This window comes from Methylobacterium aquaticum, assembly GCF_001043915.1.
Taxonomy (GTDB): Bacteria; Pseudomonadota; Alphaproteobacteria; order Rhizobiales; family Beijerinckiaceae; genus Methylobacterium; species Methylobacterium aquaticum.
Genome location: NZ_LABX01000013.1, coordinates 1 through 19512, shown reverse-complemented (window position 1 = coordinate 19512; position 19512 = coordinate 1). Strand labels below are relative to the sequence as shown.

17 protein-coding genes and 1 pseudogene are annotated in these 19512 nt (G+C 69.6%); 14 read left to right on the top strand and 4 right to left on the bottom strand.

All coding sequences use genetic code 11. The annotated features are described in order from the left end of the window. Positions 1-20: 20 nt before the first annotated feature. Positions 21-635 (bottom strand): DUF1285 domain-containing protein, encoded by a 615-nt coding sequence (locus VP06_RS01685; RefSeq protein ID WP_048462098.1) that lies wholly within the window; start codon positions 633-635, stop codon positions 21-23. A 297-nt stretch (positions 636-932) separates the two neighbouring features. On the opposite strand from VP06_RS01685, the gene VP06_RS01680 reads away from it, so the two are divergent. Beyond that, positions 933-2441: a pilus assembly protein TadG-related protein gene (locus tag VP06_RS01680; RefSeq protein WP_082167099.1), complete on the top strand. Its 1509-nt coding sequence runs from the start codon at positions 933-935 to the stop codon at positions 2439-2441. Between the two features lie 8 nt (positions 2442-2449). On the opposite strand, the gene VP06_RS01675 is transcribed toward VP06_RS01680, so the two are convergent. Further along, positions 2450-2881, bottom strand: a complete 432-nt coding sequence (locus VP06_RS01675) for a PaaI family thioesterase (RefSeq protein ID WP_048462097.1) — start codon at positions 2879-2881, stop codon at positions 2450-2452. 143 nt (positions 2882-3024) lie between these two features. Between VP06_RS01675 and VP06_RS01670 the strand changes: the two genes are divergently transcribed. Further along, positions 3025-3408, top strand: coding sequence for a PaaI family thioesterase (locus VP06_RS01670; protein WP_082167101.1), 384 nt, complete (start codon positions 3025-3027; stop codon positions 3406-3408). 44 nt (positions 3409-3452) lie between these two features. Here the strand turns inward: VP06_RS01670 and VP06_RS01665 are convergent, their stop codons facing one another. Further along, positions 3453-3809 (bottom strand): c-type cytochrome, encoded by a 357-nt coding sequence (locus VP06_RS01665; RefSeq protein WP_048462095.1) that lies wholly within the window; start codon positions 3807-3809, stop codon positions 3453-3455. 257 nt (positions 3810-4066) lie between these two features. On the opposite strand from VP06_RS01665, the gene VP06_RS01660 reads away from it, so the two are divergent. From VP06_RS01660 to VP06_RS01605, 12 genes are all read left to right on the top strand, one after another. Continuing rightward, on the top strand, positions 4067-5500 hold the full coding sequence (locus VP06_RS01660) for an FAD-linked oxidase C-terminal domain-containing protein (RefSeq protein ID WP_048462094.1): 1434 nt from the start codon (positions 4067-4069) through the stop codon (positions 5498-5500). Beyond that, on the top strand, positions 5497-7260 hold the full coding sequence (locus VP06_RS01655; protein ID WP_048462093.1) for an SWIM zinc finger family protein: 1764 nt from the start codon (positions 5497-5499) through the stop codon (positions 7258-7260). Before VP06_RS01660 ends, VP06_RS01655 begins: the two co-directional genes overlap by 4 nt. A 638-nt stretch (positions 7261-7898) precedes the next feature. After that, on the top strand, positions 7899-9107 hold the full coding sequence (gene pcaF, locus VP06_RS01650; protein ID WP_048462092.1) for a 3-oxoadipyl-CoA thiolase: 1209 nt from the start codon (positions 7899-7901) through the stop codon (positions 9105-9107). A gap of 36 nt (positions 9108-9143) precedes the next feature. Continuing rightward, entirely contained in the window at positions 9144-11195 is a 2052-nt protein-coding gene (gene paaZ, locus VP06_RS01645; RefSeq protein WP_048462091.1) for a phenylacetic acid degradation bifunctional protein PaaZ, read from the top strand. A 209-nt stretch (positions 11196-11404) separates the two neighbouring features. Continuing rightward, positions 11405-12238: a PaaX family transcriptional regulator C-terminal domain-containing protein gene (locus tag VP06_RS01640; RefSeq protein WP_082167098.1), complete on the top strand. Its 834-nt coding sequence runs from the start codon at positions 11405-11407 to the stop codon at positions 12236-12238. 229 nt (positions 12239-12467) lie between these two features. Continuing rightward, complete coding sequence (gene paaA, locus VP06_RS01635; protein WP_048462089.1) at positions 12468-13469, top strand: 1,2-phenylacetyl-CoA epoxidase subunit PaaA; 1002 nt, start codon at positions 12468-12470, stop codon at positions 13467-13469. Positions 13470-13526: 57 nt separating this feature from the next. Further along, positions 13527-13811 (top strand): 1,2-phenylacetyl-CoA epoxidase subunit PaaB, encoded by a 285-nt coding sequence (gene paaB, locus VP06_RS01630; RefSeq protein ID WP_048462088.1) that lies wholly within the window; start codon positions 13527-13529, stop codon positions 13809-13811. Next, complete coding sequence (gene paaC, locus VP06_RS01625; RefSeq protein ID WP_082167097.1) at positions 13811-14668, top strand: 1,2-phenylacetyl-CoA epoxidase subunit PaaC; 858 nt, start codon at positions 13811-13813, stop codon at positions 14666-14668. The genes paaB and paaC overlap by 1 nt, the downstream gene beginning before the upstream one ends. A gap of 6 nt (positions 14669-14674) precedes the next feature. Further along, positions 14675-15199, top strand: coding sequence for a 1,2-phenylacetyl-CoA epoxidase subunit PaaD (gene paaD, locus VP06_RS01620; protein WP_048462087.1), 525 nt, complete (start codon positions 14675-14677; stop codon positions 15197-15199). A gap of 316 nt (positions 15200-15515) precedes the next feature. Further along, positions 15516-16592 (top strand): 1,2-phenylacetyl-CoA epoxidase subunit PaaE, encoded by a 1077-nt coding sequence (gene paaE / locus VP06_RS01615; protein WP_048462086.1) that lies wholly within the window; start codon positions 15516-15518, stop codon positions 16590-16592. 18 nt (positions 16593-16610) lie between these two features. After that, positions 16611-17366: a Phenylacetic acid catabolic protein gene (locus tag VP06_RS01610; RefSeq protein ID WP_048462085.1), complete on the top strand. Its 756-nt coding sequence runs from the start codon at positions 16611-16613 to the stop codon at positions 17364-17366. A gap of 169 nt (positions 17367-17535) precedes the next feature. Then, positions 17536-18381, top strand: a complete 846-nt coding sequence (locus VP06_RS01605; RefSeq protein WP_048462084.1) for a 23S rRNA (adenine(2030)-N(6))-methyltransferase RlmJ — start codon at positions 17536-17538, stop codon at positions 18379-18381. 702 nt (positions 18382-19083) lie between these two features. On the opposite strand, the pseudogene VP06_RS38860 reads toward VP06_RS01605, so the two are convergent. Next, a pseudogene (locus tag VP06_RS38860) lies at positions 19084-19512 on the bottom strand (hypothetical protein); the annotation flags it as partial.

Sequence of the window (19512 nt, the reverse complement as noted above, 5' to 3'; positions counted from 1 at the left end):
TTGCGGTGCGGCGAGATCGGTCACGACAGGTCGGCCGCGTCGAGATCGGTCGCTTTGGCGAGGCGGTGGAAGCGCCCGCCGGCGGCAAGGCCGAGCCAGCGTTCGCCCGCCTCCTCGCGCTCCTCGCAGAGGTCCACGAGGTCGTAGGCCAGCGCCCGGGTGAGACGGGCCCAGAGGCCGTGGCGCACCGCGATGGCGGGCTTGAACCCGCCCTCCCGGTCGCGTTCGACCCGCAAGGGATGGGCGTCGTCGAGGGGCACGACGTCGTCGAGGTTGGTGCGGAAGGCGATGGCGCGGGTCTCGCCCTTGCCCTCCACCGCCATCTCGACCGCCAGGAAGGCCGTGTCCTCGACCTCGATCCCGACCCGTTCCACCGGGGTCACCAGCACGGTGCGTCCGTCGGGGTCGCGGCGCAGGATCGTCGAGAAGAGCTTGACCAGGGCCGGTCGGGTGATCGGGCTGCCATTGTAGTGCCAGGTCCCGTCCGCGGCGATGCGCAGCGGGATTTCGCCGCAATAATCCGGGTTCCAGCGGTCGACCGGCGGTGGGCCGCGCCGGCTCCCCTCCGCGCCGAGGGCAGCGGTCAGGCGTTCGAGGACCCCGGCGGCCGGGGCACCGTTCGGATCGTGCGTCATCGGTCCCTACATAGCGGATCCGGGCGGGTTGTGCAGGCGCGCCGGCGCAGGAGAGTGGCCGCCGGCTCCCGTTCGATGGCCGTCTTGCGCGGTCCTGCCCTGCGCGGGGGTCTCCTGCGGCGCGGCAGTTGCGGTCGGCTCGGTGTGCACCCCTGTCTCAGGTCGTCGCTCTGTCAGTCTCGACAGACTTGGATCGGTAAAATTTGATTCGGTTCCCGTTATTAGGATAACCTGAGGTTGAATTCACCGGTTGTGTCTCTTTGACGATTGCGGTCATGTTAATGTTGCCTTTACGGAATGATTCCTAGTGTGAGGGCTCCATGGAACAAGATGCTGATGTGTCGGGCCCTCGTCGTTAAAGTCGCAGCTTTCTGCTGTCATCGCGGAGGAGGAGTCGCCTTCGTGCTCGCGATCCTGTTTCCCATCGTGATGGGAAGCGTCGGATTTGGCGTCGATTATGCGACGTGGCTGGTCCGCAAGCAGCAGCTCCAGGCCATCGTCGACGCGACGGCGCTCGCCGTCGTCTCCGACATGCAGGTCGCCGGTTTCGACCGGGGCCGGGCGCAGGCCGTCGCGGAAGGCCAGGTGCGCAGCCTGGCGGCGGACAAGCTCGGCGGAGATCCGATCGCGGTGGCGACCGAGCCGGTCTATCGCAAGCCGGTGGCGAACCCGGACGATCCCTACACGACGACCCTGGCCAACGACCGCGACCTGCCGCCCACGGGCGTGACGGTGACCCTGTCGCAGCGCAAGCGCGCGATCATGACCAAGTTCGTCACGCCGTATCTGACGGACATCTCCGTCCAGGCGACGGCCGAGATCGTCGGGACGTCCCGGGTCTGCGTCGTGGCGCTGGACGGGTCGTCGGCGGACGCCATCGGTCTGCGCGACAGCGCCCGGATCTCGGCGAGCAATTGCTCGGTCTACGCGATGTCCAGCGCCGCCGCGGCGATCGACGCGCGCGACGCCTCACAACTCGCCGCGCTGAAGTCGTGCGCCGTCGGGGGCTATGCCGGTCCCTCGCAGCGCTACCAGCCGGTGCCGATCACTGGTTGTCCGGCCATCAAGGATCCGCTCGCGGGACGCGCCGCCCCTCCGGTGGGGGGCTGCACGTACAACAACAAGCTGGTGGGAAGCTGGAGCGAGGTTCTCAATCCCGGGACGTATTGCGGCGGGCTCATCCTCACATCGGGCGCGGTCGTCAAGCTCAATCCCGGCATTTACGTCATGAAGGACGGACCCCTCGTGGTCGGGACGGACAGCCTGGTGCCAGGGCACCCCGAGCACGGGCAAGCCTCGTGCCTGTGCTATCACAACGATGTTCCTCCGCCTGTCAAATCTCAACTGCATTGCCCGATGGGGCCTTCATCTCTCCCGCCGGCGTCGCTGAACGGTGACGGCGTGGGCTTCTACTTCACCGGTACGGTCCCGCCGGACTACGACGGCGTCGCCCGCCCGCTGCAGTTTATGCCCCGCTCAAGCGTCTCGCTCAGCGCACCGACGGACGACGCGCTGGCGGGCCTGCTGTTCTTCGAGGATCGCAGCGCTCCGGCAGGCCGGTCGTTCGAGGTCATGAGCGACAACGCGCGCCGCCTCGTCGGCACGATCTACATGCCGCGCGGCACCTTCGTGGTCTCCGCCAACCAGGTCGTCGCCGATCAGTCGGAATACACCGCCATCGTCGTCCGCAAGGTGGCGCTGTCGCAGGCGCCGCGCCTTGTCGTCAACGCGAATTACAATGCCAGCAAGGTGCCGGTGCCGCAGGGGCTCGGTCCCACCAGCGCCCGCCCGGCGCTCACCAACTGACGCCAACGTCAGGCCGGGTTCGACTCGGGCCTGCGGCGCAGGATCTTCCAGATTCCGGTGGCGGTGGCGACGATGCGCCCGCCGCACACCGCGTCGCCGCGCAGGAAGACCAGGCTCTGCGTGCGCTGCACCACCTCGGGCGTCATCGTGATCGTCTCGCCGATCCGGCCGGCCGAGATGAACTGCATCTCGAACTGCACCGTGACGCAGTTCGCCCCACCGGCGGCCCGCATGGCGGCAAAGCCGAGAGCCCGGTCGGCGAAGGTCATCATCATGCCGCCCTGCACCACGCCGATCAGGTTGGCGTGCTTGGGCTCGGCCCGGAACGCGAAGCTGACCGCCTCGCCCTCCTCGCGCAGCAGGACCGGGCCGACCAGGGAGAGGAAACCCGGATCGTCGAAGGGGCGCCAGCCGGCCGGATCGGAATCGGGGAGGGTCATGAGCGTCTCGGAAATTGGGCGCTGGACAGGGCGGGCGCGGCCATGCCTCAACCGTCCCTTACCAAGAAATCGACAGGGAGGGGCCCGTGACCGACCAGACACCCGAGGCGCGCGTGCGCGCGAGCTTCGAGAGGCAGGGCCTGATGCGGACCCTCGGGGCCAGCCTCGGCACCGTGTCGCCCGGCACGGTCGAGATCGCGCTCGTCCCCGGGCCGGCGGTGTCGCAGCAGCACGGCTTCGTCCATGCCGGGGCGGTGAGTGCCATCGCCGACAGCGCAGCGGGCTACGCCGCCCTGACCCTGATGCCGCCCGGTGCCGGCGTGCTCACGGCGGAGTTCAAGATCAACCTGCTCGCCCCGGCGGCTGGAACGCGCATCCTGGCCCGGGGCCGGGTGGTGAAGGCCGGACGCACCCTGACCCTGGCGCAGGCCGAGGTCTTCGCCGAGGCGCAAGGGGGCGAGCGGCTCGTCGCGCTCCTCACCGCCACCCTGATGGCCGTCCAGGGCCGGGACGGCATCGGCGACTAGAAGGCGGGAGGCCCCGGCGGACGCCGCCGGGGCCGGGCCCCGTCTTACTTCTGGGTCTCGAGGTAGGCTTCCAGATCCTTGATCTTCTTGTCGTCCTTCACGCCGGCGAAGATCATCTTGTTGCCGGGCACCTTGGCCTTCGGGTCCTTGATGTAGTCCATGAAGGTGGCCGAGTCCCAGGTCAGCCCGGAATTCTTCATCGCGGCCGAATAGTTGTAGCCCTCGTGGGTGCCGGCCTTGCGGCCGATGACGCCCTTGAGATCCGGGCCGACGCCGTTCTTGCCGAAAGCGTGGCAGGCCTTGCACGTGGCAAAGACCTTCTCGCCGGCGGCGGCGTCCTGCGCCTGGGCGGCGAAGGGGGCGAGGATCGCCAGGGCGGCACCGAGGATGAGCTGACGCATGAGGTTCCCTCCAACGGACGTCGTTCGCGACGGGCCACCGGGATATGGCCCAGCCTGCAATTTGGTACAGTTAAAAACGCAGACTGCTCGCGACGGGTCCCGTGCGGCGAAAAGAAGCTGTGCCGCGGCTTCGCGCAATCGGACCAAGGTGCGGGGCGCACCGATGGATGGGCGCCCTCCCTCGCTTCCCGTATGATGAGGCACGAGCGACCGCCCGCCGGTCGGACACGATCGAGACGAGACGCCGAGGATACGCCATGACCATCGCCTTCCCGCTCCCCGACCCTGCGATCCTCGCCCGCCGCGATGCGATCGTGGAGGGCTTGCGCGGCCTCGTGGCACCGGAGGCGCTGGTGACGAGCGAAGACGAGCGCCGCGCCTTCGAGACCGACGGGCTCACCGCCTACCGCAAGATGCCGCTTGCCGTGGTTCTGCCCTCGACGACCGAGGAGGTCGCCGCGGTGATGCGCTATTGCCACGAGAACGGGGTCAAGGTGGTGCCGCGCGGCGCCGGCACGTCGCTGGCCGGCGGCGCCATCGCGCAGGAGGATGCGGTGATCCTCGGCATCGCCAAGATGAACCGGGTGCTCGACGTCGATTTCGGGAACCGCATCGCCCGGGTCCAGGCCGGCATCACCAACCTGGCGATCAGCGCGGCGGTGGCTCACGAGGGCTTCTTCTACGCGCCCGACCCGTCGAGCCAGCTCGCCTGCACCATCGCGGGCAACATCGCGATGAACTCGGGCGGCGCCCACTGCCTCAAATACGGGGTCACCACCAACAACCTGATGGGCGTGACCCTGGTCCTGGTCGACGGCACGGTGGTGGAGATCGGGGGCGATCACCTCGATTCCGCCGGCTATGACCTGCTCGGCCTCGTCTGCGGTTCGGAAGGCCAGCTCGGCATCGTGACCGAGGCGACCGTCAGGATCCTGCGGGCCGCCGAGGGCGCGCGGCCGGCCCTGATGGGCTTCGGCACGGTCGAGGCGGCGGGGGCCTGCACGGCGGCGATCATCGGCGCCGGCATCATCCCGGTGGCGATCGAGTACATGGACCGCGAGGCGATCACGATCTGCGAAGCCTTCGCGCATGCGGGCTACCCGCTCGATGCCGAGGCGATGCTGATCATCGAGGTCGAGGGCTGCCAGGAGGAATGCGACGCGATGCTCGCCCGCATCGTCGAGATCGCCAAGCCCTTCAACCCGACGAGCCTGAAGGTCTCGCAATCGGAGGCCGAGAGCGCCGCGATCTGGAAGGGCCGCAAGTCGGCCTTCGGCGCGACGGGGCGCATCTCCGACTACATCTGCATGGACGGCACCATCCCGACCGGGCAATTGCCGCGCGTGCTGGAGCGCATCGGCGAGATCACCCAATCCTACGGCCTGCGCTGCGCCAACGTCTTCCATGCCGGCGACGGCAACCTGCATCCCTTGATCCTGTTCGACATCAACACGCCCGGCGAGATGGAGAAGGCCGAGGCGGCGGGCGAAGAGATGCTGAAGCTCTGCGTCGAGGTCGGCGGCTGCCTCACCGGCGAGCACGGCGTCGGCATCGAGAAGCGCGACCTGATGACCGTCCAGTACAACCCGGAGGACCTCCACCAGCAGATGCGGGTGCGGGCGGTGTTCGATCCGGCCTGGCTGATGAACCCGGCCAAGGTCTTTCCGCTCGAAGGACGGATCGCCGCGTGAGCACGAAGCGGGTCGGCAAGACGGGCCCTGCGGCGAGCCTGCCCGGCGAGGCGGCGGTCAAGGCGCTCGCCGACCCGAAGGTGGTCGAGCGCGGCCGCGACATGGTCCGCTCGGGCGCCGTCTCCGATCTCGTGCGGCGGGGCGACCAGCTCACCGCCGCGGTCGCGGGCAGCGAGGACGAGCCCTACCGGGTCGCGATCCGGCTGAAGGACGGCGACGTCGCGGATTTCCGCTGCACCTGCCCCTACGAATGGGGCGGCGCCTGCAAGCACGTCGTCGCGACCCTGCTCGCGGCGTCGAAGCCCGGCGCCGTCGCCGAGCGCCCGACCCTGCGCCGGCTCCTCGACGACCTGCCGCGCGAGGCCCTGGCCGACCTGCTCGTGCGCCGGGCCGAGGCCGATCCCGACCTCGCCGGCTGGATCGACGTGGAACTCGCCGCAGTCCCGGGACGCGGCCCGGTCGATCCGGCCCCGATCGCCGCGCAGGCCCGCACCCTCCTCGCCCGCAAGGCGCGGACCTATTGGGACGATGACCACGCCACCGGCCCGTCCGGCGAGCTGCACGCGCTGGCCGAGAAGGCGGTGCCGTTCCTGGAGGCCGGCGACGGGCGCAACGCCCTGCGTGTCCTCGTGGCTGTGGCCGAGCCGTTCATCGAGCAATGGCTCGGCGAGATGGCCGAGACCGACGACGACATGGACCTCCTGTTCGAGGATCTCGGGCGGATGATGGCCGAGGCGGTGCTGATGAGCGACCTCTCGGAGGAGGAGCGCGACGCGCTGTTCGAGACGGTCGCGGGCTGGCACGCCGAGCTCAGCGAGTACGGGCCGGCGGGATTCTCCGTCACCCTCGCGGCGCTCGCCGCCGGCTGGGAGGTGCCCGCGCTCCAGGCGGTGCTCGCCGGCGGGACGGCGGCCCTTCCTGAGACCGAAAAGGATCTCGTCGCCGTGCGCCTGCGGGTGCTCGCCGCCTCGGAGCGCACCGACGAATATCTGAACCTCGCCCGCGCCGCCGGGGACGAGGCGTCTTATGCCGGGATGCTGGTGCGCCTCGGCCGGATCGACGAGGCCCTGGCCCACGCGGCCGAGCACCTCACGGATCCGGATGACGTTCTCACCCTCGCCCGGCGCCTGCGCGAGGCCGGGCACCCGGACCAGGCGCTCGACCTCGCGCGGTCCCATCTGCGCCGCCCCGACTTGGAGGAGAGCGGCCTGACCGCTGTCCTGGCGCGCTGGCTGCGCGACGAGGCCGTTGCGCTCAAGCGCCGGGACCTCGCCCTCGAAGGGGCCCGCACCGCCTTCGCGAAGACCCACGCCCTCGACGACTACAAAGCGGCCCGGACGATCGCCGGCAAGGGCTGGGATGCCCTCCGCGACGACCTCCTGACGATCCTCGCCGGCGCCGATTTCGCCGACGACCGGATCGCGATCCTGCTCGAGGAGGGGCTGGTCGGGGACGCCATGCGGGCGGCCGAGCAGAGCCGCGAGGATTACCTCAACCCGGCGGTGTTGCACCGCCTGGCGGAGGCGGCTCTGGAGCGGGATCCGGTTTGGGTTGCGCATTTCGCCGAGTCGCAGGCCGAGCCGTTCCTGAAAGGCGGTTCGTCGCGCCAGTACGAGAAGGCCGCCGCCTGGCTCGCCCATGCCAGGACAGCGTACTTGGCGCAGGGTCGGCAGCGGGAATGGGCGACGCGGATCGAGGCGCTGATCGTCGAGAACAAGCGGCGCCACTCGCTCAGGCCGTTGCTGGAGTCGCTGCGGTAATCATACCATCGGCCGTTGAAGACGGCGTTTGGTTCCGCTTTCGGATGTTCGCCAAGCCTCTGGCTTAGAGCATTTTCCGACGAAGTGGATACCGGTTCGTCGTAGAAAATGCGGCAAAATCAAAGAGCGAGAGAAGCTTCGCGATGGCAACGCGATCGTGAAGCTTTTCTAGCATCGGAAATTCTAGAAGGGTCAACGGCCTCGTCGATCTCGGACTTGCCTGAGGCCGAATCGAGGCGTCCGCGTCGTGAGCCCGATGGGGCGAGACCGAGAGGACGGGGCTGGCGAGGGCCGGGGTGCCGGCGTCGCACCCCGCAGCGAGAATCGACGGTCCCACGCCTCGCTCCGGTCCTGGCCCGCGCAGGGAGCGCTGACGCCCCTTGAATTAACCGACCGGTCGGTTAACAACACGGTGGTCGGGCCGGTGCCAACGCCGCCGGACCGGCCTGTTGAACCAGGGACCCTCGCGCCGGTACCTCTTGCACCGGTAACTCTTCCACCGGGGACATCGTCGCGGGCAGCCCGTTTCGATCGAGGGCCGGACGGGCCCACGCGAAGGTCTCGGCCGAGGGGCAAGCCAGGAACCGGACACCGGCCCGGCCGCATGCCCCTGAAACATCGCTCTTGAGGAGGAAACGATGTCCCACGCCTATATCTGCGACTTCGCCCGCACGCCGATCGGCCGCTACGGCGGCGCGCTCAAGGATGTCCGCGCCGACGACCTGGCGGCCCACCCGATCCGCGTGCTCAAGGAGCGCAATCCCGGCATCGACTGGGAGGCGGTGGACGACGTGGTGCTCGGCTGCGCCAACCAGGCCGGAGAGGACAACCGCGACGTCGCCCGCATGGCGGCCCTCCTCGCCGGCCTGCCGGTGAGCGCGCCGGGCACGACGGTCAACCGGCTCTGCGGCTCGGGCCTCGACGCGGTCGGGATCGCCGCGCGGGCGATCATGACCGGCGACGCCGATCTCGTCCTGGCTGGCGGCGTCGAGAGCATGACGCGCGCCCCCTTCGTGATGGGCAAGGCGACCGAAGCCTTCTCCCGCCAGGCGGAGGTGTTCGACACCACCATCGGCTGGCGCTTCGTCAACCCGCTGATGAAGGCCCAGTACGGCATCGATTCGATGCCCGAGACGGGCGAGAACGTCGCCGAGGCGTTCGGGATCTCGCGGCAGGACCAGGACCTCTTCGCGCTCCGCTCGCAACGGCGCGCGGCGGCGGCCGAGGCGGCGGGGTTCTTCGCCCGGGAGATCGCGCCCCTGGAGGTGAAGGGCAAGAAGGGGGCGCTCGTCCGCGTCGAGCGGGACGAGCATCCGCGCCCCGACACCACGCTGGAGCAGCTCGCCGCCCTCAAGACCCCGTTCCGCCGGGAGGGCGGCACCGTGACCGCCGGGAACGCCTCCGGGGTGAATGACGGGGCCGCGGCGCTCATCGTCGCGTCGGAGGCGGCGATCCGGAAATACGGCCTCACGCCGCGGGCACGGGTCGTGTCGGTCGTCCAGGCCGGCGTGGCGCCGCGGATCATGGGCATCGGCCCGGCGCCGGCCACCCGCAAGCTCCTGGCCCGGACCGGGCTCACCCTCGGCGAGCTCGACCTCGTCGAACTCAACGAAGCCTTCGCCTCGCAGGCGCTGGCGGTTCTGCGCGACCTCGGCCTGCCGGACGATGCCGAGCACGTGAACCCGCATGGCGGCGGCATCGCGCTCGGCCATCCGCTCGGCATGTCGGGGGCGCGGCTCGCGATGACGGCGGTGAGCGCGCTCGAGGTGCGTGGCGCCCGGCGCGCGGTCGTCACGATGTGCATCGGCGTCGGCCAGGGCATCGCCGGCCTCATCGAGCGCGTCTGAGCGCCCGCGATCTCCCGTCGACAAGGACGATCTTCGATGACCCGACCCCTCAGCAGCTACGTCCTCGACCGCTGGTTCGTCCCGGAGGAGGGACTGGCGGACATCCCGAGCGCCATCGACGGCCGGATCGTGGCGCGCGCCTCGACCCTCGGGATCGACATGGCGGCGGTGGTGCATCACGGCCGCACCGTCGGCGGTCCGGCCCTGCGCGCGATGACGTTCCACGAGCGCGCCGACCGGCTGCGCGCGCTCGCCGCCCACCTCTCGGCCCACAAGGACGCCCTGGCGGCGCTCGCCGCCGAGACTGGCGCGACCCGGCGCGACAACGTCTTCGACATCGATGGCGGCATCGGCACCCTGTTCGCCTATGCCTCGCGCGGCCGGCGCGAGCTGCCGGCCGAGCGCTTCGTGATGGAGGGCGGGACCGAGCCGCTGTCGAAGGACGGCTCGTTCCTCGGCCTGCACGTGATGACGCCGCTGCGCGGGGTCGCCGTGCACGTCAACGCCTTCAACTTCCCCTGCTGGGGCATGCTGGAGAAGCTGGCCCCGGCCCTCCTTGCCGGGGTGCCGGTCATCACCAAGCCGGCCACCGCCACCGCCTACGTGGCGGAGGCGGTGATGCGGCTGATCGTCGAGGCGGACCTCCTGCCGAAGGGCGCGCTCCAGTTCCTGTGCGGCGCGGCCGGGACCCTGCTCGATCACCTCACCGGCCAGGACGTCCTCAGCTTCACCGGATCGGCGGCGACCTCGCGCGCCTTGCGCGACCACCCGGCGGTCTCGCGCCATGCGGTCCGCTTCATCGCCGAGCGGGATTCGCTCAACGCCGCGGTGCTCGGGCCGGATGCCGTCGCGGGCACGCCGGAATTCGATCTCTTCGTCAAGGAGGTCGTGCGCGAGATGACGGTGAAGGCCGGCCAGAAATGCACCGCCATCCGCCGCGTCATCGTCCCGCGTGCCCAGGAAGCGGCGGTGATCGGCGCGCTCGCCAAGCAGCTCTCCGCCGTGGCGATCGGCGATCCCCGGCGCGAGGACGTGCGTATGGGGCCGCTGGCGAGCCTGAGCCAGCGCGCCGCGACCCGTGCGGCGGTCCGGGAGATCGCCCGGGAGGCGGAGATCGTGTTCGGGGATCCCGATTCCGTCGCCATCGTCGGGGGCGATGCCGCGGCCGGGGCCTTCATGGGCCCGGTGCTGTTGCGTTGCCCGGATCCCCTGCGGGCGGTCGCCCCGCACGCGGTCGAGGCGTTCGGACCGGTCGCGACGGTGATGGCCTATGACGACCTCGACGACGCCGTGACCCTGGTGGCCAAGGGCGAGGGGAGCCTCGTCGCCTCGGTGGTCACCGCCGATGACGGGCATGCCGACGCGCTCGTATTCGGCATCGCCGCCCATCACGGCCGGGTCCACGTGCTCGACCGCGACAGCGCCAAGGCGTCCACCGGCCACGGCTCGCCGATGCCGGGACTCGTCCATGGCGGGCCCGGCCGGGCCGGCGGCGGTGAGGAGCTGGGCGGCCTGCGCGGCGTGTTCCACTATCTCCAGCGCACCGCGATCCAGGGCTCGCCCCGACGCCTGTCGGCCCTCACCCGGACCTGGCTCCCGGGCGCCCCGGCCGCGGTCACGGCCGAGCATCCGTTCCGGCGTGATTTCGACGCCCTCGCCGTCGGCGACACGGTCGAGACTCCGTCGCGAACGATCACGGTCGCCGACATCGAGCATTTTGCAGGCTTCACCGGCGACACCTTCTACGCCCACATGGACGAGGACGCCGCGGCCGCCAATCCGTTCTTTCCCGGACGGGTGGCGCATGGCTACCTCATCCTGTCCTTCGCGGCGGGCCTGTTCGTCGATCCGGCGCCGGGACCGCTCCTGGCCAATTACGGGCTCGATGCCTTGCGCTTCCTCAAGCCGGTCTCGCCGGGCGACGCGATCCGCGTCCGGCTCACGGTCAAGCACAAGCAGCCCGCCCGCAAGCCCGAATACGGCGAGGTGCGCTGGGACGTGGAGGTGTTCAACCAGGACGGCGACACGGTCGCCCGCTACGACCTCCTCACGATGAGCGCCCGGACCGGCGCCGCGCCGGCCGCCTGAGACCCACCCGGCCGGCCGGTTGTGCTGTCGGCGGTTTCGACGTAAGTCGCTGCGCCCGCTTCGCTTCGGTCGAGACCGGGGCGGCGGCGGTGGGCGGCGGTGCCGCGCTCGCCCGGACGGGGGGCTGTGTGAGCGACGCATACGGATCCTCTGCGGATCGCAGGGACGGGCTTTTGGGGAACGCCCTGATCCCGCGTCTCCTGGACAGGATGCCGCTGCGCTCCGGCGGCTTCATCGTGACCCTGTACGGCGACGTGGTCGAGCCGCGCGGCGGCCGGCTGTGGATGGGCAACATCGTCGAGACCTGCCGGATGGTCGGCATCAGCGAGACGCTGGTGCGGACCGCCGTGTCCCGGCTGGTGGCCGCCGGGCAGCTCACCGGCGAGCGCCAGGGCCGGCGCAGCTTCTATCGGCTCACCGATGGGGCACGGCACGAGTTCCTGTCCGCCGCCCGGACCCTGTTCGCGCCGCAAGCAGAGGCCCGCTGGCTGTTCGTCTGGCTCGGATCCGAGCAGGCCGGCGAGGCCGTGCCGCCGCTGGAGCGGGCGGGCTTCGTCCGGCTCGGGCCGCACTGGCTGCTCGGACCGGCCCACCACCGGCCGGCGGATCCCACCCTCGTGGTGTTCGAGGCCGGCACTGCGGCGGGCCCGAGGCTCCGTGACCTCGCCGCCGCGCATTGGGACCTCGCCGCCTTCGCGGCGGCCTATGACGCTTTCCTGGCCGCCTTCGCGGGCATCACGGAGGCGCTCGATGCGGGTCTCCGCCTGTCGGATGCCGAGGCGCTGCAACTCCGCCTCCTCCTCGTCCACGCCTATCGCCACGCGGCGCTCCGGGATGCGCGCCTGCCGGCGGAAACCCTGCCGCCTGCCTGGAGCGGGCAGCGCGCCCGCCGGCTGTTCGCCGATCTCTACCTGCGCCTCTCGCCCGCCGCCGACCGCTATGTCGGGCAGCACCTCCTGGCCGGCGATGACCTGCTGCCGGCGCAGACGGCGGAGACGCTCGGCCGGACGGCCTCCCTCGCCCGGATCCGCGACGACGCCTGACCGGTTCGCAGACCGTGACGCCCGCGGACGGCGCCCGATCAAGACATCACAGAAATACGCAAAACAGGCGTTGTGATGTGATGCTTTCGATGATAGACAATCGGGCAGACGATCGAATCGACCGGCATGGCCGCCGCACAACCCGGCGGCGCGACGCCGGTATGCGGCGGAGCCAAGAGCTTCGGGCGATGTCCCGGACCGGGTTCGCGTCCTGACGGGAGGGTCTCGCATGTATGCGCAGCTGGTGAAGACGGACAGCACGCATGTCCGCGGCCCCGACGAGATGTCGGCCGAGGAGCGCGCCTTCCAGGAGCGGATCGACCGTGGCGAGAAGATCGAGCCGAAGGAGTGGATGCCCGAGGGCTACCGCAAGACCCTGATCCGGCAGATCGGCCAGCACGCCCATTCGGAGATCGTCGGGCAATTGCCGGAGGGCAACTGGATCACCCGGGCGCCGACGCTGGAGCGCAAGGCGATCCTGCTCGCCAAGGTCCAGGACGAGGCCGGCCACGGGCTCTACCTTTATTGCGCCGCCGAGACTCTCGGCGTCAGCCGCGACGAGCTGATGGCGCTGCTTCACGCCGGCAAGATGAAGTATTCGTCGATCTTCAACTACCCGACCCTGACCTGGGCCGACATGGGTGCGGTCGGCTGGCTGGTCGACGGAGCGGCGATCATGAACCAGGTCCCGCTGCAACGGACCTCCTACGGGCCTTACAGCCGGGCGATGATCCGGATCTGCAAGGAGGAGAGCTTCCACCAGCGCCAGGGCTACGACATCATGAGGACGATGGCGCGCGGCACGCCGGCGCAGAAGCACATGGCGCAGGATGCCCTCAACCGCTTCTGGTACCCGGCGCTGATGATGTTCGGGCCCTCCGACAAGGATTCGGTCCATTCGGCCCAGTCGATGGCCTGGAAGATCAAGATGAACACCAACGACGAGCTGCGCCAGAAATTCGTCGACCAGACCGTGCCGCAGGCCGAGCATCTCGGCCTGACGGTCCCGGACGAGAACCTGCGCTGGAACGAGGAGAAGGGCGGCTACGACTTCTCCGAGCCCGACTGGAGCGAGTTTTTCGAAGTTATCGCCGGCAACGGACCGTGCAACCGCGAGCGGCTCGGGGCCCGGGTGAAAGCCTGGGAGGACGGCGCCTGGTTCCGCGACGGGCTCAAGGCCCATGCCGACAAGGCGGCACGCCGCTCCGCCATGGCCGTCGCGGCGGAGTAATCGTCCGACGGGCGACCATCAATCGTCCGACGATAAAAGCGTTCGGGAGGATCGAGCATGTCCAGCGAATGGCCGTTATGGGAGATCTTCATCCGCGGTCAGCACGGCCTGAACCATCGCCACGTCGGCAGCCTGCACGCGCCCGACGCGGCCCTCGCGATCAAGAACGCCCGCGACGTCTATACGCGCCGCAACGAGGGCGTGAGCATCTGGGCGGTGCGGTCGAGCGACATCGTGGCGTCGAGCCCGAGCGACAAGGGCCCGCTGTTCGAGCCGGCGAACAGCAAGGTCTACCGGCATCCGACCTTCTACGACATCCCGGCCGACGTGGGGCATATGTGATGCCGTCCCTGCCCGACGTGATGACGCCGGACGCTGCCGCCCTTGCCGCGGCGGCTGCGGCCTATCCGGCCCCCGATACGCACCAGGACGCGCCCCTCGCGCCGGCCCGCGCCGCCCTGGTCGAGTTCCTCACCCGGATGGGCGACACCACCCTCGTGCTCGGCCACCGCCTGTCGGAATGGTGCGGCCACGGCCCGGTGCTGGAGGAGGATATCGGCGTCGCCAACGTCGCCCTCGACTTGATCGGCCAGACCCAGTTCTGGCTCGGCCTTGCCGGCGAGATCGAGGGCAGGGGGCGCAAAGCCGACGACCTCGCCTTCCTGCGCGACGTCTGGGAGTTTCGCAATGTCCTCCTGGTCGAACTGCCGAACGGCGATTTCGGCCAGACGATCATGCGCCAGTTCCTGTTCGACGCCTGGCACGTCGCGATGCTGCGGGCCCTGACGTCGTCCTCGGAGCCGCGCGTGGCCGAGATCGCCGTCAAGGCCATCAAGGAGGCGCATTACCACCTCGAGAAATCGGCCGATCTCGTCGTGCGCCTCGGCGACGGCACCGAGGAGAGCCACCGCCGGATGCAGGCCGCCCTCGACCTGCTCTGGCCCTATGCCGGCGAGTTCTTCCTCGGCGACGCCACCGACGCGGTCCTGGCCGAGGCCGGCATCGCGCCCGACCCGGCAAGCCTTCGCTCCGCCTTCGACGCCACGGTCGGGCCGGTCCTCGCCGAGGCGACGCTCGCGGTGCCGGCCGGGTCCTTCGCCCAGAAGGGCGGCCGGCGGGGCATCCATACCGAGCATCTCGGACGGATGCTGGCCGAGATGCAGTTCCTCCAGCGCGCCTATCCGGGCGCGACCTGGTAGGGCGCCATGGAGGCTCACGCCCGGCCGGCGCCCGACGAGATCCGCCGCTGGCTCGCCGATGTGCCCGATCCCGAGATCCCGGTGATCTCGGTGGTCGATCTCGGGATCGTCCGCGACCTCGCCTGGGACGGCGACACCCTGGTGGTCACGGTGACGCCGACCTATTCGGGCTGTCCCGCGACGGCGGTCATCAACCTGGCGATCGAGGCGGCGCTGCGCGCCCGCGGGATCGCGGACCTGCGCATCGTGCGCGCGCTGACGCCGCCCTGGACCAGCGACTGGATCGGCGACGCCGCCCGCGACAAGCTGCGGGCCTACGGCATCGCCCCGCCGATCGACGGGACGGCGGCGGATGGCCGGATGCTCGGGCGGATCGGCCGGCTGACCGGGGCTTCGAATCTCACCGTGGCCTGCCCGCGTTGTGCCTCGAACCGGACCGAGAGGGTCAGCCAGTTCGGCTCGACCCCCTGCAAGGCGAGCTGGCGCTGCACGGACTGCCTCGAACCGTTCGACTACTTCAAGTGCATCTAAGCAGACTAGAGCATTTTCCGACGAAGTGGATACCGGTTCGTCGCAGAAAATGCGGCAAAATAAAAGAGCTAGAGAAGCTTCGCGATTGCAACGCGATCGTGAAGCGCTCTAGTGTTGGCGGGTCACGCTTCGTCCGCTTAGGTTCTTGTCTTGTCGCAGACTCTTTTGCCGCCGAACCGATGACCGCGTCGGCGAATTCTGCTGAAGGATCGCGCGCGTTCGCGCGCCGTTCCGATCTTCGATGCGACGGCATGATCCGCGGCGACGGGGTGTCGACCTCGGCGGACATTGCTCCAAACTGGGACGACCGGCGGTCATGGCACGCTTCTATCCTCTCGACGTCGCGGATGTCCGGCGTGAAACCCGGGACGCGGTGGTTCTCACCCTCAAGCCCCGGGACGGCGACGCCGAGGTCTTCGCCTTCACCCAAGGCCAGTATCTGACGTTCCGGCGCGCCTTCGACGGCGTCGAGCTGCGCCGCTCCTACTCGATCTGCGCCGGCCGGGACGAGGGCGCGCTTCGGGTCGGCATCAAGCGCGTCGAGGGCGGCGCCTTCTCGACCTGGGCCAACCAGGAGCTGAAGCCCGGCGACGTGCTGGAGGCGATGCCGCCGATGGGGGCGTTCCACACCCCGATCGAGCCGGAAGCCGCCAAGCACTATCTCGGATTCGCCGGGGGCAGCGGCATCACGCCGCTTCTGTCGATCCTCAAGACGGTGCTCGCCCGCGAGCCGCGCTCGCGCTTCACGCTGGTCTACGCCAACCGTCAGATCGCCTCGATCATGTTCCGCGAGGAACTCGACGACCTCAAGAACACCTATCTCGGCCGGCTGGCGATCGTGCACGTCCTGGAGAGCGAGACGCAGGACATCGATTTGTTCACCGGGCGAATCGATGCCGCGAAATGCGCCGCGCTGTTCCGCCTCTGGGTCGACGTCGCCTCCGTCGATACCGCCTTCATCTGCGGGCCCGAGCCGATGATGCTCAGCATCGCGGCCTCCTTGCGCGAGCACGGCCTGTCGGAGGCGCAAATCAAGTTCGAGCTGTTCGCCTCGGGCCAGCCGGGCCGGGCCACGGCGCGTGCGGCCTCGTCTTCGGTCTCGGCCTCCGACGCGCAATGCGCGGTGACGGTGACCCTCGACGGCGCCACCCGCACCTTCCGGATGCCGAAGCAAGGCGAGAGCCTGCTCGACGCGGCGCTCGCCAACTCCATGGACGCGCCCTACGCCTGCAAGGCCGGCGTCTGCTCGACCTGCCGCGCCAAGGTGCTGGAGGGCGAGGCCGAGATGATCACGAACCATGCGCTCGAAGATTACGAGGTGCGCCAGGGCTACGTCCTGACCTGCCAATGCTACCCGACGACGGACACGCTGGTCGTCAGCTACGATCAATAGACGGGCCGGGAGGCAGCGATGTCGGAGACGATGACGATCGACGATTACCTGGCGCAGGGCGGCGTCCTGACCAACCCGTCCAACGCACCGCCGCGCTATCGCGGCGAGCTGCTGCGACTGATGGCGACCTTCGTCGACAGCGAGCTGGCCGGCTCGGCGGGATTCGCCGAGGTGATCAACGACGCCCCCAGCCTCAAGGCGCGGATCGCCGCCTCGCGGATCGTGCTCGAGAAGACCGACCACGCCGAGCGCGTGCTCGACCTGATGGGCACCTTCGGGGCCGATACCGCCCGCTACGCCGTCCACCACCCCTGGGCGGCCCGCCTCGCGCGCGATGCCGAGATCGGCGCGGCGCGCCACGGCGCGGATCGCCGCCTCTCGGTGTTCCACTACCCGCTCCAGGGATGGATCGACGCCGTGGTGATGAACGTGCTCATGGGCCGGGCCGTCGGCATCCAGCTTCAGGAATTCTCGCGCCTGTCCTACGCGCCTCTGGCGGAGGTGTTCCGCGAGATCGCCCCGCGCGAGGCGCGGCACGCCGAACTCGGCGAGGAGGGCCTCGCCCGCATCGTCGCCACAGAGGGCGGGCGCGAGGCGGCGCAGCGGAGCGTCGATTTCTGGCGGCCCCGCGTCGCCGCGAGCTTCGGCCGCGAGGATTCCCCCCGCTTCGACACCCTCAGACGCTTCGGCCTGCGCCGCCGCACGAACCACGAGCAGGTGACGGCCTGGATGGCCGAGATGGCGGCTCGCCTGCCGGCATTCGGGCTGGCTTGACGTCTGGCCTGCCCAGCCACGCGGTCACCGCGCAGACGCTCCCTGGGTGATCGCCGACCGGCCCCGCGGATATGCGGCGGCCAGGGATCTCGTCGCGGCGCATCGGATGGTGATAGGGCCTCCTGCGCCGCCTCTCATGCGGGACGGCGAGACGAGGACCGGACGACCCGTGAATTACCGCCACGCCTTCCACGCCGGCAACCACGCCGACGTGCTCAAGCATTGGGTACTGACCCGGGTGCTGGCGCATCTCCAGCGCAAGGCGACGCCGTTCCGGGCGATCGACACCCATGCGGGCCTCGGCTTCTACGACCTGACCGCCGACGAGGCGGGCCGCACCGGCGAGTGGCAGGACGGCATCGGCCGGCTCGATACCCCCTTCGCCGCGGATGTGGAGGCGCTGCTCGCCCCCTACCGGGAGGCGGTGGCCGCCGTCCGGGCGCGCCACGGCGAGACGGTGTATCCGGGCTCGCCGGCCCTGATCCGCGAGTTCCTGCGCCCCGGCGACCAGGGCGTGTTCGTGGAGCTGCACCCGGCCGACGGCGCGGTGCTGCATGCCCGCTACAACCAGGATTCCCGGACCAAGGTGCTGGCCCTCGACGGCTGGACCGCGCTCCCCGCCCTGATCCCCCCGAAGGAGCGCCGCGGCCTCGTCCTGATCGACCCGCCCTACGAGGTGCCGGGCGAGATCGAACGCCTCGGCCGCGAGCTGCTGAAGGCGGTGGGCAAGTGGGCGACCGGCACCTACCTCGCCTGGTACCCGATCAAGGACGTGGCGGCGGTCGACCGTCTTGCCGCCGGCCTCGACGCCGCCCTCCCCCGCCCGGCCCTGCGCCTCGATCTCCTGATCCAACGGCCCGACCCGACGCGCCTTTGCGGCAGCGGGCTCATCGTGGTCAACCCGCCCTGGACCCTGCGCGAGGAGGCCGACACGGTCCTGCCGGCGCTCGCCGAGCGCCTGGCGCAAGCCGGCTACGGCGCCTTCCGCTGCGTCCCGCTCGGGCCGCCGGCCTGAGGCAGCGGTGTTAAGCTGCGGCCGACGAAGGCGACGACCGCGGCGTTGAAGCGGGCATGGAACGCGGTCCGGTCGAAGCCGGGGGGCCTGTCGCCGATCGTGGGATGGGATTGCCCCGGATTGGTGTGGACACCGAGAGCGCTTTCGCGTGAGATGTTTTTGCCATGCCGAGAACCCGTCCCCCGTAACCGGTGGAGTTCTGCCGCCAGATGGTCGAGCTGGTGCGTGCCGGGCGCGATCCAACCGACCTCGCCCGTGAAATTCGAAAGAAGTTCGCGTCGTGGCCGAGCGACTCGACCTCGATCGGCAGCGTCCCCGATCGGGAACGGGCCGGCCGGAGGCCGAGACGGGCACGGGCATATATGCGGGAAAGTGGGATGCGATGGGCGAGCCCGAACCCGTCCAGGCCACTTGTTCCGGATCAGGGACGCCGGCCCCGCGACAGCCAGGGCATCGGGCCTGGCTCAGGCCACCCACCACTCACAGTGTTAACCCTGCCTCTCTGAGGCAAGAGTCGGTGGCATCGATGCTCCACACCCGGCGTTGGGGGTCCCCTGGGCCATGGTCGAACGTGCGAGTAGGGTGGCCGTAGGCGGCGCGTTGTGGCTCAGCCTTGCAGATAGAGTTCACCGGATCGATCCGAAATTCTGGCAAGCTGCAACAAACTGCAAGATGACCGGTCTTGCGGAGAGGGCTTCCCCCTCACCATCCATCAGTTTTTGTTGTGCGCAAGGGTTTTTTGTCCACAAAGGAGGAATGGATGTGGCGGTCACGATTAGCCTGACGATGCAGCGCAAGCCTCTGGTAAAGAGGGAGGATCGAGAGCGTTCGAGTTTTCGTGGTCGTTGATCGCTGAGTTTTTTCGGCAGGACTTGGATTGACGGTGGCATCCCACTGGCCTGTCGATACAGCAACGTAGAGAGCCAGGGCCATGACGATGACCAGCCGTGAGAGCCGATCTGGATACGAGATCTGACTGTCTTCGAGACCGAACCCCCACGACTTGAAGTCGGAAAACATCGGCTCGATTGCCCAACGCGCAGAGTAGTCCATCGTCGTCAGAAAGCCAGGCTTGGCCGGCATGGCGATGATCCACGGTTCGGCATGCCCGGATCCTGGACGATCCCGAGA

What these genes read in the sequence shown, in the direction of transcription:
- VP06_RS01610 (WP_048462085.1), top strand. Translation starts at nt 16,611, where the DNA reads ATGTCGGAGACGATGACGATCGACGATTACCTGGCGCAGGGCGGCGTC.
- VP06_RS01685 (WP_048462098.1), bottom strand. Translation starts at nt 635, where the DNA reads ATGACGCACGATCCGAACGGTGCCCCGGCCGCCGGGGTCCTCGAACGC.
- VP06_RS01675 (WP_048462097.1), bottom strand. Translation starts at nt 2,881, where the DNA reads ATGACCCTCCCCGATTCCGATCCGGCCGGCTGGCGCCCCTTCGACGAT.
- VP06_RS01680 (WP_082167099.1), top strand. Translation starts at nt 933, where the DNA reads ATGATTCCTAGTGTGAGGGCTCCATGGAACAAGATGCTGATGTGTCGG.
- paaZ (WP_048462091.1), top strand. Translation starts at nt 9,144, where the DNA reads ATGACCCGACCCCTCAGCAGCTACGTCCTCGACCGCTGGTTCGTCCCG.
- VP06_RS01665 (WP_048462095.1), bottom strand. Translation starts at nt 3,809, where the DNA reads ATGCGTCAGCTCATCCTCGGTGCCGCCCTGGCGATCCTCGCCCCCTTC.
- paaE (WP_048462086.1), top strand. Translation starts at nt 15,516, where the DNA reads ATGGCACGCTTCTATCCTCTCGACGTCGCGGATGTCCGGCGTGAAACC.
- VP06_RS01660 (WP_048462094.1), top strand. Translation starts at nt 4,067, where the DNA reads ATGACCATCGCCTTCCCGCTCCCCGACCCTGCGATCCTCGCCCGCCGC.
- paaA (WP_048462089.1), top strand. Translation starts at nt 12,468, where the DNA reads ATGTATGCGCAGCTGGTGAAGACGGACAGCACGCATGTCCGCGGCCCC.
- pcaF (WP_048462092.1), top strand. Translation starts at nt 7,899, where the DNA reads ATGTCCCACGCCTATATCTGCGACTTCGCCCGCACGCCGATCGGCCGC.
- VP06_RS01640 (WP_082167098.1), top strand. Translation starts at nt 11,405, where the DNA reads ATGCCGCTGCGCTCCGGCGGCTTCATCGTGACCCTGTACGGCGACGTG.
- paaC (WP_082167097.1), top strand. Translation starts at nt 13,811, where the DNA reads ATGCCGTCCCTGCCCGACGTGATGACGCCGGACGCTGCCGCCCTTGCC.
- paaD (WP_048462087.1), top strand. Translation starts at nt 14,675, where the DNA reads ATGGAGGCTCACGCCCGGCCGGCGCCCGACGAGATCCGCCGCTGGCTC.
- VP06_RS01670 (WP_082167101.1), top strand. Translation starts at nt 3,025, where the DNA reads ATGCGGACCCTCGGGGCCAGCCTCGGCACCGTGTCGCCCGGCACGGTC.
- paaB (WP_048462088.1), top strand. Translation starts at nt 13,527, where the DNA reads ATGTCCAGCGAATGGCCGTTATGGGAGATCTTCATCCGCGGTCAGCAC.